Raw genomic sequence first — 13,329 nt, forward strand, 5'->3', positions numbered from 1 at the left:
GCTTCAATGGCAGCGTTCAGCGCCAAGAGATTGGTTTGTTCGGCTATCGTGCGAATCACGTCCAGAACCTTGCCGATGCCTTGTGCCTGATCCGCCAGACCTTCCACTTGTTTTGAGCTAAGTTGCACGTCTCGGGTGAGTGTTTCAATTGCACCGAGGGTTTCTACCATGCGCTGTTGGCCACGAAGAGCAATGTCCCGGGAAGCCAACGACAACTCTGAAGTAGACAGCGCATTACGGGCCACCTCCTCAATGGCAGCTGTCATCTCATTGACCGCCGTGGCTGCCTGTTCGATCTCTGCATGTTGCTGATGAGTGTCCTGGCCTGACGCCTCTGTAACGGTGTTCAGTTGGGCGGTAGCGGAGGTCAGTTGCTTCGAAGATCCGGAGATTTGGCTCAGGGTTTTGATCAGATTGTTCTGCATTGTCGCCAGGGATTCGAGCAGACGAGTGGCTTCATCATTACCGGTCGGTTGGATGGGCTTACTCAAATCACCTTCGGCAATTGTTCTCGCTGCTCTTACGGCTTCATTCAGCGGTGCAGTGATGCTGCGGGTCAGTAACCACGCCACCAGGATTGTGCCGATACCAACCAAAATGATGACCAGCACCACGCCTCTAACGGCACGTTGATAGGCATCGATTGATTGATTACCCGCGGCTTCTGCCCCTTGGTTCGAGCGATTAATCAGGTCATCAAAGTTTTTGGTCATCTGGTCGTACGAGTCCCGGATGGTCATCAAAAACTCCCTTGCACCAGGTTTATCGCCTTGCCGAGATAGCTTGAGTAATTCGAGGTGATTCTTTGCATACACCTCTAGGCTCGCGTTGAACGCGCTCAAACGGCCCTTGTCTTCATCGCTGGTCAGCAACTGAGCATAGGTCTGCATTTGCTCCCGGACTTGCTGCAACCGCCCGGCAGTTTTGTCCTCGTAGGACTGCATGTCTTTTTCGCTGACCGAAAGAATGTGCTGCATCGATCCCATCCGATAGCGATTCAGCGCGGCATTAGCGGCACCCAACGCACGGACTCGCTGGAGCCAGTTGTCCTTGATTTGGATCGATTGATCTTGAACCTCGTCAATCTGCCGCAGCGCAAATACCCCCAAAGCAACGCTCAGCGCAGCAATGATGAAGAACCCGAGAACCATTCGACTGGCGATTGAGAGGTGTCTTGGCAGCATGAGCATTGTCCCTTCGGCAGAGTAGTGCGATCCGGGTCTTGGCCGGATGCGTGTATTTGTGCTGACTAAAATAGCATTGCATTTTGGTGTGTAAATGTGCCAATATTTTTTGGACGATTTTTCGAGACGGCTCACCTCAATGATTTGTGATCAAGGCATAAAAGCTGAGATTTAAAGGATTTAATCGAGCCGTGGTTGTTAGGGGTGCCATTCAGATTGCTTTGCGCTGATTGGTTATTTACACGCTAATAGCCATAAGCAGAATCCAGATTTCCTTTGCATTCAATAACAAAACCCTGTTCGAGGAAGCATCTGTCATGCAGCGCAGAACCAAGATCGTGGCCACATTAGGGCCAGCAACAGAATCATTCGAAGCCATCGAGGGATTGGTGAAAGCGGGCGTCGATGTCGTGCGTCTGAATTTTTCCCACGGCAAGGCTGAGGATCACATTGCTCGTGCCAGATTGGTCCGTGAGTTGGCTGCCAAGCACGGTCGCTTCGTGGCGGTACTGGCGGATTTGCAAGGTCCGAAAATTCGAATTGCGCGTTTTGCGGAAGGAAAAGTGATCCTCGAAAAGGGGCAACAGTTCGTTCTCGACGCTTCCCTGGACAAGAATGCGGGGGACAAGCAACGAGTCGGTATCGACTACGAAGCGCTGATTACCGATAGCCGCCCAGATGACATACTGCTGCTCGATGATGGACGAATTGAGCTAAAGGTCTTGAAGGTCGAGGCCACGCAATTGATCTGCGAAGTTCTGGTCAGCGGGCCGCTTTCGAACAACAAAGGGATCAACCGAAAGGGCGGAGGGTTGTCTGCATCGGCGCTGACCGAAAAGGACTTCGCCGATATCAAGACTGCCGCAGAAATGCAGGTGGATTATTTGGCTGTGTCGTTCCCGCGAGATGCCTCTGATATGGAGTTGGCTCGTCGGCTGCTGCATGAAGCAGGAGGGCAGGCAGGTCTGATCGCCAAGATTGAGCGTGCAGAAACCGTCAATGACCTACGCATTCTGGATGCGATCATTGAAGCGTCGGAAGGTGTAATGGTCGCTCGTGGCGACCTCGGTGTTGAGATTGGCGACGCAGAATTGGTTGCCGTGCAAAAGCTGATAATCGACCGTGCTCGTACACTGAATCGCGTGGTAATCACTGCGACGCAGATGATGGAGTCGATGATCACTCAATCGATGCCGACGCGCGCTGAAGTGTTCGACGTCGCCAATGCGGTGCTCGATGGCACCGATGCGGTGATGCTTTCAGCTGAAACCGCAGCGGGTGCCTATCCGATCGAGACGGTTGAGGCCATGCACCGGATTATCATCGGCGCCGAAAAGCACCCTCAGTCCCATCGCTCCAAGCATCGCGTCGATCAAGTGTTCCACAAGATCGATGAATCCATCGCCATGTCGGCAATGTATGCAGCGAACCACCTGCATGGCGTCAAAGCCATTATCTGCATGACGGAAAGCGGCGATACCCCTCGTTTGATGTCGCGCATACGTTCACACCTGCCCATTTTTGCATTCTCTCGCAACCTGGCTACTCAGAATCGGGTCACGCTTTTTCGTGGTGTCACCACCATTCCTTTCGACAGCGATGATTTCGCCCCAGAGTTGGTGAACGAGAAGGCCGTTGCGGAACTGACCCAGCGTGGCGTCGTGAAGGCTGGCGATCACATTCTGATTACCAAAGGCGATTACGCCAACGCCCAAGGCGGTACTAACTCCCTTCGAGTCGTGTGTGTCGGTGAAGCCATTCGCTGAGTGAGGAAGCACTGATGAGTGAGATCAATTCAGCAGACCAGGACGCGACTGAAAGTGAATCGTGGCCAAGAGATTTCGATTTTCGTGAGCAGTACGCGGAGCAGCAGGAATTACTGAAGTTGCAGAGCGACGACACGTTAGCTCCGAACCATCCGAAGGGGGAGAACCATGCTTAACAAGAACAGCCAAATTCAACAAATCAGTGCTCGGGAAATCCTGGACTCGCGTGGGAACCCGACTGTTGAAGCGGTGGTAACTCTCGCGAATGGAGTTACTGCTACCGCCAGCGTCCCCTCCGGAGCCTCGACTGGTTCACGTGAAGCGCTTGAGTTGCGAGACAGTGCATCGCGCTACATGGGCAAAGGTGTCATGCGGGCGGTCGAGAATGTAAACAACCCGATCCGCGAGTGCCTGATCGGACTGGATGCATTGAATCAGCGCGAAATTGACAATGTCATGATCGCCCTGGATGGCACAGAGAGTAAGAGCATCCTGGGAGCCAACGCGATTCTTGCCGTTTCGCTGGCGACAGCCAAAGCGGCTGCCAAGGTTCAGAACATTCCCTTGTACGAACACTTGGCTGCGCTATACGGCTCGCCGGGCAAATTCAGCATGCCGGTTCCGATGATGAACATCATCAACGGTGGTGAGCACGCCGATAACAACATCGACATCCAGGAGTTCATGATTCAGCCAGTCGGAGCATCGTCGTTCCGGGAAGGGCTTCGCATGGGCGCCGAGGTGTTCCATTCCTTGAAGAAAGTTTTGTCGGAGCGTGGCCTGAGCACCGCGGTGGGGGATGAGGGTGGTTTTGCTCCTTCACTGGCCTCCAACGAAGAAGCATTGGTTGTTATCAAGGAGGCAGTGAGTAGAGCGGGTTACGAGCTGGGCAAAGACATTACCCTGGCACTCGATTGTGCTGCCTCGGAATTTTACGAGGGCGGTCAATATGTGCTCGCCGGTGAAGATCAGGCATTCAACTCGGCAGGCTTCGCCGATTACCTCGCGATGCTCTGTGACAAATACCCGATTATTTCTATTGAAGATGGGATGGACGAAAGCGATTGGGACGGCTGGGCAGGCCTGACTAAAAAGCTTGGTCACGTGCAATTGGTGGGTGACGACCTCTTCGTGACCAACACCAAAATACTGCGAGAAGGAATTCAGAAAGGGATCGGTAACTCGATCCTGATCAAGTTCAATCAGATCGGAACACTCAGCGAAACGCTGGACGCCATCCGCATGGCGCAGGATGCCGGTTATACCGCAGTCATTTCCCATCGCTCGGGTGAGACCGAGGACACCACAATTGCCGACCTCGCCGTCGCCACTTGCGCGGGACAGATCAAAACAGGATCTCTGAGCCGCTCGGATCGTGTGGGTAAATACAACCGTTTGTTGCGTATTGAAGAGGCCTTGCAGGAGCGAGCACCTTACAACACGGCCGCGCTTCTGAACAGGAAAGCCTGAATCATGCAGACCTCTTCGAACAAACAAAAATTGGTGATCGGCAATTGGAAAATGAACGGTAGTAGCGCTGCCAATGCGTCATTGCTGCGTAGCGTACTTCCGGTGATTTCACGCTTTGAAGGTGTTGAAATTGCAATTTGCCCGCCGTTTCCTTACCTGACGACCGTGGCTGATCTACTTGATGATTCAGACGTTTTGTTGGGTGCTCAGAATCTTAGCTCCCAGCTATCAGGCGCTCATACCGGTGAAGTCAGTGCTTCGATGCTCCATGACATCGGCTGCCGCTTCGTGTTGGTCGGGCATTCGGAGCGCCGGGCGCTTTACTCAGAGGACGATGACCTTGTGGCAAAGAAATTTGCTACGGCGCTTCGAGCTGGGCTCATTCCGGTTTTGTGTGTCGGCGAAACACTTGCTCAGCGTCAGTGCGGCGAAACGGAAGGGGTCGTCACTACTCAGCTGAGTGCGGTATTGAAGGCTGTTGGCATTCAGGATCTGGCTAAAGGCGTAATTGCCTACGAGCCTGTCTGGGCCATTGGTACTGGCGAAACTGCTACACCAGAGCAGGCGCAAGCAGTGCATCGACACATCCGACAGTGGTTGGCTAACGAGGACCGCGCAGCCGCCGCTGATTGCCGGATTTTGTACGGGGGAAGTGTGAAGGCCGACAACGCAGAGCAACTGTTCAAGCAACCCGATATCGATGGCGGCTTGATAGGCGGAGCTTCTCTGGACGCGATGTCTTTCGCTGCCATTTGCTGGGCAGCTCAGACCAATCCAACTACCGAATCTATCGCGATCTGAATTCTTTTCAATGTGTAGGCGCTGCGTGTCCGTTCATTTTTTTCGGGCAGCGCCTGGTGCAGGCACAGAGGTATAAAAATGACTTTGAACAATCGACTTGAAGCACTGTTTCCTAGCGCTGACGAAATCCCCACTGCTTTCCGTCCAGGGCCGGCCATCGAACAGCGCGACTATCTCGTCAATGGTGAGTTGCTGTTGTGGGACGGTCCATTGGCTCCGGTCCGTAGCCCTGTGTGCCTGAAGAAAGAGTCGGGACACGAGTCCGTCATTTTGGGTAGTACACCGCTACTGGATGCACAGACTGCCATGACCGCACTGGATGCTGCGGTGCAGGCATATGATCGTGGTCAAGGCCCTTGGCCGACCATGCGTGTGGTCGAGCGTATTTGCCACGTCGAGGCTTTCCTCAAGCGTATGCGTGAACAGCGCGAAGCCGTGGTGAAGTTGTTGATGTGGGAGATCGGCAAAAACCTGAAGGACTCGGAGAAAGAGTTCGATCGCACCTGCGATTACATCGTCGACACCATCAATGCTCTGAAGGAACTGGATCGTCGTTCCAGCCGTTTCGAGCTTGAGCAAGACACCTTGGGGCAGATTCGCCGCGTTCCCTTGGGTGTGACTCTGTGCATGGGGCCGTACAACTATCCCCTGAACGAGACGTTCACTACGTTGATCCCGGCTTTGATCATGGGCAACACCGTCGTGTTCAAACCCGCCAAGTTTGGTGTTTTGCTGATTCGGCCTTTGCTAGAAGCGTTCCGTGACAGCTTTCCGGCAGGGGTCATCAACATCATCTACGGTAGCGGCCGAGAAACCGTCAGCGCTTTGATGGCCAGCGGCAAGATCGATGTCTTTGCCTTCATCGGTACCAACAAGGCTGCCAGTGATCTCAAAAAACTGCACCCGAAGCCGCACCGCTTGCGTGCCGCGCTTGGCCTGGATGCGAAAAATCCAGGCATCGTCCTGCCTGATGTCGATTTGGATAACGCAGTTGCGGAGTCTGTTACCGGGTCGCTCTCGTTCAATGGTCAGCGCTGTACCGCACTAAAAATCCTGTTCGTCCATGAAACCATCGTGGACGCTTTCCTGGATAAATTTCAGTCGAAGCTTGCCCAGCTGAAACCGGGCATGCCTTGGGAGGCAGGAGTGGCATTAACTCCACTGCCGGAGCCAGGCAAGACTGATTTTCTCACTGGTCTAGTAAACGACGCGGTGAGCAAAGGTGCCAAAGTAGTCAATGCTGGTGGCGGTGAAGTCTGCGAAACATTCTTCTACCCGGCCTTGTTGTACCCAGTGACATCTGACATGCGCGTGTACCACGAGGAGCAGTTCGGGCCCGTAGTGCCGGTGGTGGTTTATCGCGATCTGGAGACAGTTATCAACTATGTCCTCGATTCAGATTTCGGCCAGCAGTTGAGTATCTTCGGCAACAATTCAGCGCAAGTTGGTCGTCTGGTCGATGCATTTGCAAACCAGGTGGGGCGCATCAACATCAACGCTCAATGCCAGCGTGGGCCGGACAGCTTTCCATTCAACGGGCGTAAAAACTCAGCTGAAGGGACACTGTCCGTCGACGACGCCTTGCGGGTGTTCTCCATCCGAACGCTAGTCGCCACCAAGTTCCAGGAGAGCAACAAAGAGCTGGTCAGCGACATCATCCGAAATCGTGAGTCGAGTTTCTTGACCACTGATTACATCTTCTAGGGGGAGTGATGACTACGCGCTCTTTGATTATCCTCGACGGTGTTGGCATTCGTCAGGCAACTGACTCGAACGCTTTTGCAGCAGCCAAAAAGCCAACGTTTGATGCGCTGCTTGAGCGCTATGCGAACAGCCAAATCGAAACATCAGGTCTGGCGGTAGGCCTTCCTCAAGGTCAGATGGGGAATTCCGAAGTAGGCCACATGAACCTGGGAGCAGGTCGTGTGGTGTACCAGAGCCTGACCCGGATTGATAAAGCTCTCGCGGATGGAGAGTTCTCTAGCAACCCAGCGTTGTTGGAATTACTCCAGGGAGTAAAAACGCGCGATGGTGCTGTACACGTCTTGGGGCTGCTTTCCCCCGGCGGTGTTCATGGCCACATCGATCAGATTGTCGCGGCATGCGGTTGCCTCGTTGAGCAGGGTGTCGAAAAAATCTATGTGCACGGATTTCTAGATGGCCGAGACACTCCGCCCAAGAGCGCGCAGGCATCGCTGGATGCCTTGGAGAGTGAATTCGCTCGCTTGGGCGCGGGGCGGATTGTCTCGTTGGTCGGTCGTTACTATGCAATGGATCGCGATAACCGCTGGCCGCGGATCGAAACCGCTTACCGCCTGATTGTTTCGGCGAATGCTGAACATCAAGTGGCAACCGCTACTGAAGCTTTGTCAGCGGCTTACGAACGTGGTGAATCGGATGAGTTCGTCAAGCCGACTACGATTGGGCAACCTGTCAGTGTCGGCCCCGATGACGCGATGATCTTCATGAACTTTCGACCTGATCGTGCACGCGAATTGACCCAAGCATTGATCAAGCCCGAATTCGAAGGGTTTGAACGACCTTTTGTTTTGCCAAAGGATCGGCTGCTGACATTGACCCGGTATTCCGAAGAGTTGGACTGCCCATGCGCATTCGCTCCGGAGGCGATCAGCAACAGCTTGGGGGAACACTTGGCCATTCTTGGGAAGACGCAATTGCGCATTGCTGAAACCGAGAAGTACGCCCATGTGACGTTCTTTTTCAACGGCGGTAGAGAGCAGCCTTTTGAGGGGGAGGAGCGAATCTTGATTCCTTCTCCTGACGTTACTTCCTACGATCTTCAGCCTGAGATGAGCGCCCCCCTGTTGACGGACAAGTTGGTCAACGCCATCGCTGGCGGCGCATTCGATCTGATCGTTTGCAACTATGCCAACGGCGATATGGTGGGTCATACCGGCTCCTTTGACGCTGCCGTCAAGGCGGTTGAGGTGCTCGATGAATGTCTGCGTCGGGTGGTGGAAGCAACCCTTGCCGCCGGCGGTGAATGCCTGATTACAGCCGACCACGGCAATGTCGAACAAATGCTCGACACCGAGTCTGGCCAGGCACACACGGCTCATACCTTGAATCCCGTTCCGCTGATTCTGGTCAGTGAGCAACCTGGCCGAGAGGGACTGAAGAATGGCCGGTTGTGCGATATCGCACCTACCTTGTTGCAGATGCTGAGCTTGCCGATTCCGTCTGAGATGGATGGCAACTCACTTCTTACCGTCTGATTGGCTTACAGGTGCCATCAGTGCATCGCCGCACCGACGATTGGTTTGGTCGCCCCCGTCGAGGCGATGTGGCTTAACACGACTCGCTCATTTGAGCATGCGGGCATTGCCAATTTTGGTAGTGCCTTTTTTTCTGGGCAATCGAGAGTTTTGAAGTTATGGAATGGTTTCTCAATCCGGAAATCTGGATCGCGTTTTTTACCCTGACAGTGTTGGAAATTGTTTTGGGTATCGACAACATCATCATGATTTCGATTCTGGTCAGCCGCATGCCGAAAGCAATGCAGCCGAAAACACGTTTTTTTGGCTTGGCCCTGGCCATGGTCACTCGCATTCTTTTACTGCTGTCCATCACCTGGATCATGCGCCTGACGGCTGATCTCTTTCATGTCTTTGATCAAGGGATATCAGGCCGTGATTTGATTCTGTTTTTCGGTGGATTGTTTCTGTTGTGGAAAAGCAGCAGCGAAATTTTCCAGGAGTTGGAAGGTGCCGAGGAGGGCGAGTCAGCGTTTGCCAAGAAAGGCGCGGGCTTTCTGAGCACGATCATTCAGATCGCAATCATCGATATTGTCTTTTCCCTGGATTCGGTCATCACGGCGGTTGGTATGGTCTCTCACGTACCGGTGATGATCGCTGCCATTGTGGTCGCTGTGCTGATCATGATGCTGGCTGCCGGAGCGATCAGCGCATTTATCGATAAGCACCCGAGTTTGAAAATGCTTGCCCTGGCATTTTTGATTGTCGTGGGCGTCGTGCTCATCGCAGACGCCATGGGGCAGCACGTACCAAAAGGCTATGTTTACTTTGCCATGGCTTTTTCGCTGGCGGTCGAAGCATTGAATATTCGGTTCAGGATACAAAAGCTTGCATGAATCATTGAAAACGGGGCAAGGACGCCTCGTTTCAGCAATCCACAGTTCTCATGTCAGGTCATCGTGACAACGTGTCAATACATCGTGACAATTGGGGCCTGATCTTCAGCCACCTCTTTCCAGCTGTCATCCGGATCAAAGCGTTTCATCGCCAGCGCCAGTTTTTCACCTTCGGGCCCCAGGTCTTTTTCGAATACCTGGCCTTCATGACTGATCATGAAACTCATCACACCGGTGTCGTTGTACTTTGCCGGCCAGGCGATCAGCGCAAAGCCGCGGCTCATCTTGTCACCGATGAGGTAGCTGTAGGCTCCACCCGGTGCCGAAGGACCCTGGCCATGAAGGATGCGGAAGCGGTAGCCATGCCACTCTTCGTCGGCAATGGCTTTGCCGAACGAAGGCCCCAGCGGGCTGATCTGGCCACTGTCGTCTTCGGCCCAATAGAGTCCGTCGTGCATGCCGGGGGTGCTGAAGATTTTCTGCGCATACTCGAGTGCGCCATCATCGTCCCGATCCACTGACGCATAGTCCATCTGGGCGTCGTGATAGGCCAGCACCGATTGCACCGCGGCAAGTTCATTGCGGCCGATTTGACGTGCACGGATCTCTGCACTGCCGGCCTTCATGTCGAACCGCCAACCGTTCTCGTTCTTTGTAAGGGGGATAGGCAGTGTCCAGTTCTCACTGCCGACCGCCAGGACAGCCTTGCGGTCACTGGTGTTTTCAAAGTGGTGTTGCTCGCGGTACTGCTGCAAGAACGCATCCACATCTTTGCGCTGCACGCCTTCGCGGGGGATGTAATTGTGCCAGTCATTGCCCAGCAGTTCGGTCAGGCGTGCCTGGTCGGCGTGTTCCGTGCCCAGTGCTTCGACAAAGGCTTCCGCAGCCTTTTCTGGCGTTGGAAAGGCCTGCTGTGCCGTCACCATGCACGACCACAACAAGCCGGCGGCTATAACCAGGACATGAGGGAGCAAGCCCGTGAGTCCCTTCAATCGAGGATGGTTTTTCAACGACGGCCCCCTCTTTGACGCGCTGGTGGATTGGACGGCCGGCTGACCTGGTGGCCGGCTGATCGCGAAGCACTGGGGCGTTGGGCGGAAACCTGGCTGGCCCGGCCACGATTGGCCTGGACGTTGGCCTGGGACGGTGAGCGTGCGCCGGCGAACGCATTGTTGCGGGCACTGCCGGCACTGGCGGCAGGCCGTTTATTCGTCGCTTGCCGCGTCTGCGCGGAGCCTTCTCTGCGCTGATTCAACTGGGCGCTCTGGTTCCTGGGTTGCTGGGTCTCTCGCCGGGGCTGCTGATTCTCCCGGGTGTTCCTGGCCGTGCCCTGGCTTCTGTCCGCCGCTTTCGGCCTGTCTGCACCGGCCTGTAACCGGTCGCCGCCCGAGGCCCCGGACTGGAGTTTGCGTGTTTGATCACGGGCTTCGCGGTTGCTGGTGGCAGGTCGTTCGATACCGTGCCTGTCCATTGAGGTGCGGGCATTTTCACGGGCCTGGGCGCGTTGGGCATTGTCCCCCCGATAGGCTTCACGCTGGTTGGCACCGTTGAGTTGGCGGCCGTACTGTGCGCGGCTCGCGTTGTCTCGATAGGGCACGCCATTACGGTGCACCGGGTTGTGTTGCCATTTGTTGTTGGTGATCCGGTTGTTGGCATTGATGTTGTTGTAGCGATTGACGTCGATGTCGATGTCGTTATTGCCCCAGTCACATTCACCCCACAACGATCCAATGATCGCCACACCGGCACCAAACGCGAGTCCGGCCATCAGGGCCTGACCAGGGTAATAGGCCGGTGGCGGTGGATAGTACGCGGGCGGCGACGCCGGATAGGGCCAGGTGCCGTAGGTGGTGGTCGGGTTATAGGTGGGGACGTACACCACCTGCGGATCGGCAGGCTGAATGATGATGGTGGAGTTGCTGGCGGGGGCCGATTCAGGGGCTGGAGCCGGTGCCGCAGTCGTGGTCGCCGGTGCCGGTGCCGCGACATTCTGGATCGTCACGTTCTGATATTGGTTGCTCTGCAGATTGCCGGCTGCCTGTGCCTGGCGCCGCAAGCGTTGCGCGCTTTCCATGACATCGTCGGGCTGCGCCAGGAAGGCATCGCCCAGGCGCTGGACCCAGACGGGATCCTGTCCGAGCAATGCCAGCACCTGCGGGAAGGCGACCAGTGCCTGCACGCTTGGATCCCATGGCTGGTTCGCCACCTGTTTGACCGCATCGTCACCCTTGGCGTCCGGGTGGGCTTTGGACCAGTTGACCGCCTCGCCGACTTCCCCGGGGTAGGTGGTGGCCATCAGCACCTGTGCAAACAGTGGGTCCGGGTAAAGCGCAATGGGCGCCAGCATCTGATCCAGTTGTTCCTGGGTGAATACCGGGTCCTTGGCCACCGGGGCGACGGGCGCTGCATTGGCTGTGCTTGCCGGTGCGGGGGCTGCGGCGGGTGCCGGAACCGGGGCCGGTGCGGCAGCGGTCCCCTCCGTACCCAGTGCCAGGCAGGACGATCCGCTCAAGAACAGTACGGCCGACAACGCGTAAAGTAATGGATTGTGCATTGCACCCCCCATGGGGTCAGGCAGGCTTGAAATGAGTGGATCAATCCCTGGCAGGTGAAGCCGACTTTGCAAGCCACAGAGCCTGACCTCGACACCGCTTTCTAATGGTAGCAGTTGATTTTAAAAAGCCAGGTTGACTTTCAAACGGTGTGATCCTGGTCCTGGTCAATGTGCACTGGCATCGCTTTCGTGTTCTTCGGCGAATGCCATGAACACATCCAGGTCCAGCACCTCCAGCTTGATCTGGGCGATGAACGCCGAGAAGGCCAGGTTGGCGGCCAGCAGGCGCAGGTCGCTGGCCCAGGCCGGAAGATAGACCGGCCCCTTGAGCCAGCCAGACTCGAACAGGGGCGCCAGGCGCACGGTGTCAGCCAGGCTGAGGCGCCCTGCAAACAGATGCCCGACCAGTTCCGGCCGGTTGTCGCGGATAGCAATGCGCAGCAGGGTGTGGACGCCGAGCAACCCGGTCAGGTAGGCGGCGTCCTTGGTGAACGCCGAACCGCCCCGCAGGTCGGCGCCGCGGAACACCCGTTGGGTTGAGCGGAAGGATTCCTCTTCTGTCTGTCCGGCCGCCAGAAAACCTTCGAACACCTGGATGAAATCCGCACCCTCCAGTGCCTGCTGGACGGCGAGCACGCGCAGGGCCAGGCGCCGCAGGCGGTTGATGTCCATGCTGCCGGTGAACAGTTCGGCCAGGGTGGCAATGCCTTCCTGGGTCTGGGTGGTGCGGGGCGCCCCCAGGCCCAGGCTCGTGAGGTTGGGCTGGCGCGCGCCGTTCTGTGCCGTGGCGACATGCACGAACGCCTCGTGTTGCAACAGCTGATGCTTGTCCAGTTCCGAGAACAGCGCGCTGGCCCGCAGGCGAATGCGGCTCGATCCGGCGATGGCCTTGGCGGCCAGGTTCGGATCGAGCACGACCGTGATTTGTCCGACGCCGAAGAATCGGTCCAGTTCCGGTTGAATCCAGGCGGCGAACGCCTTGGCCGGGATCTCGGCCGGGCAGGGTGGAATCCGCGCACTGCCCAGCAGGGCGTCGGTGGTCTTGAGGAAGAACCGGGCCGCGTCAAGCATGCTCAGTTGCAGGCGTGTGTAATAGAAATCCGGGCGCCGGTACAGCGCGGATGAATACTGCGTAAAGGCGGGAGTACCGATGGCTCCCAGCATGTGCCCGGCCGTGGCATAGCTACGGGCGGTCATGGCCAGGTAATTGCCGGCCGGATGCCCCACATCGCAACGGCGGATAAAGGTTTCCAGGGCGGCGATGTCGGCGCTGTGGTCGCGGGTTTGCAACTGGACCTTGGGTAACTCGGCCCGCCCGCCGCGCCATTTCGTCAGGAAGTCTTCCTCGACGCCGTCCGGCCAGGACAGGGCATCCAGCACGCGGATCTTGCGGGTCAGGCCGGGCAGGGCGGCATCGAGTTCGGACAGGGCGGCGGCGCTCAT

The 13,329-nt window shown here is 56.4% G+C and carries 11 protein-coding genes; 7 read left to right on the top strand and 4 right to left on the bottom strand.

The features are described 5' to 3' along the window. Positions 1–1,184: methyl-accepting chemotaxis protein (locus tag KGB29_RS00805; protein WP_223616182.1), on the bottom strand; the 1,184-nt coding region annotated here is incomplete at its 3' end. Between the two features lie 317 nt (positions 1,185–1,501). On the opposite strand from KGB29_RS00805, the gene pyk reads away from it, so the two are divergent. The 7 genes from pyk to KGB29_RS00840 all read left to right on the top strand — a co-directional run bounded on the left by pyk (position 1,502) and on the right by KGB29_RS00840 (position 9,332). Continuing rightward, the gene (gene pyk / locus KGB29_RS00810; protein WP_150813712.1) at positions 1,502–2,950 is read left to right on the top strand and encodes a pyruvate kinase; all 1,449 of its coding nucleotides are present in this window, start codon (positions 1,502–1,504) and stop codon (positions 2,948–2,950) included. A 14-nt stretch (positions 2,951–2,964) separates the two neighbouring features. Next, positions 2,965–3,126 (top strand): hypothetical protein, encoded by a 162-nt coding sequence (locus KGB29_RS00815; protein ID WP_191626105.1) that lies wholly within the window; start codon positions 2,965–2,967, stop codon positions 3,124–3,126. Further along, complete coding sequence (gene eno, locus KGB29_RS00820; RefSeq protein WP_150813711.1) at positions 3,119–4,420, top strand: phosphopyruvate hydratase; 1,302 nt, start codon at positions 3,119–3,121, stop codon at positions 4,418–4,420. Before KGB29_RS00815 ends, eno begins: the two co-directional genes overlap by 8 nt. Positions 4,421–4,423: 3 nt before the next feature. Beyond that, a complete protein-coding gene (tpiA, locus tag KGB29_RS00825) occupies positions 4,424–5,221 on the top strand; it encodes a triose-phosphate isomerase (RefSeq protein WP_150813710.1) in 798 nt (265 codons plus the stop codon). 78 nt (positions 5,222–5,299) lie between these two features. Further along, positions 5,300–6,925: an NADP-dependent glyceraldehyde-3-phosphate dehydrogenase gene (locus KGB29_RS00830; RefSeq protein WP_150813709.1), complete on the top strand. Its 1,626-nt coding sequence runs from the start codon at positions 5,300–5,302 to the stop codon at positions 6,923–6,925. A gap of 8 nt (positions 6,926–6,933) precedes the next feature. After that, positions 6,934–8,457: a 2,3-bisphosphoglycerate-independent phosphoglycerate mutase gene (gene gpmI / locus KGB29_RS00835; protein WP_150813708.1), complete on the top strand. Its 1,524-nt coding sequence runs from the start codon at positions 6,934–6,936 to the stop codon at positions 8,455–8,457. Between the two features lie 158 nt (positions 8,458–8,615). Then, positions 8,616–9,332 (top strand): TerC family protein, encoded by a 717-nt coding sequence (locus KGB29_RS00840; protein WP_150813707.1) that lies wholly within the window; start codon positions 8,616–8,618, stop codon positions 9,330–9,332. A 74-nt stretch (positions 9,333–9,406) separates the two neighbouring features. On the opposite strand, the gene KGB29_RS00845 is transcribed toward KGB29_RS00840, so the two are convergent. The 3 genes from KGB29_RS00845 to KGB29_RS00855 form a co-directional block, all read right to left on the bottom strand. Continuing rightward, positions 9,407–10,258 (bottom strand): DUF2950 domain-containing protein, encoded by an 852-nt coding sequence (locus KGB29_RS00845; RefSeq protein WP_150813706.1) that lies wholly within the window; start codon positions 10,256–10,258, stop codon positions 9,407–9,409. Between the two features lie 80 nt (positions 10,259–10,338). Next, complete coding sequence (locus KGB29_RS00850; RefSeq protein ID WP_150813705.1) at positions 10,339–11,886, bottom strand: DUF3300 domain-containing protein; 1,548 nt, start codon at positions 11,884–11,886, stop codon at positions 10,339–10,341. Positions 11,887–12,051: 165 nt separating this feature from the next. Then, positions 12,052–13,329 carry a flavohemoglobin expression-modulating QEGLA motif protein gene (locus tag KGB29_RS00855; protein WP_218544093.1) on the bottom strand — a complete coding sequence of 426 codons (1,278 nt, stop codon included), beginning with the start codon at positions 13,327–13,329 and terminating at the stop codon, positions 12,052–12,054.

The sequence above is a fragment of the Pseudomonas sp. BF-B-30 genome, assembly GCF_019956305.1.
In the GTDB taxonomy this organism is placed as follows: Bacteria; Pseudomonadota; Gammaproteobacteria; order Pseudomonadales; family Pseudomonadaceae; genus Aquipseudomonas; species Aquipseudomonas jessenii.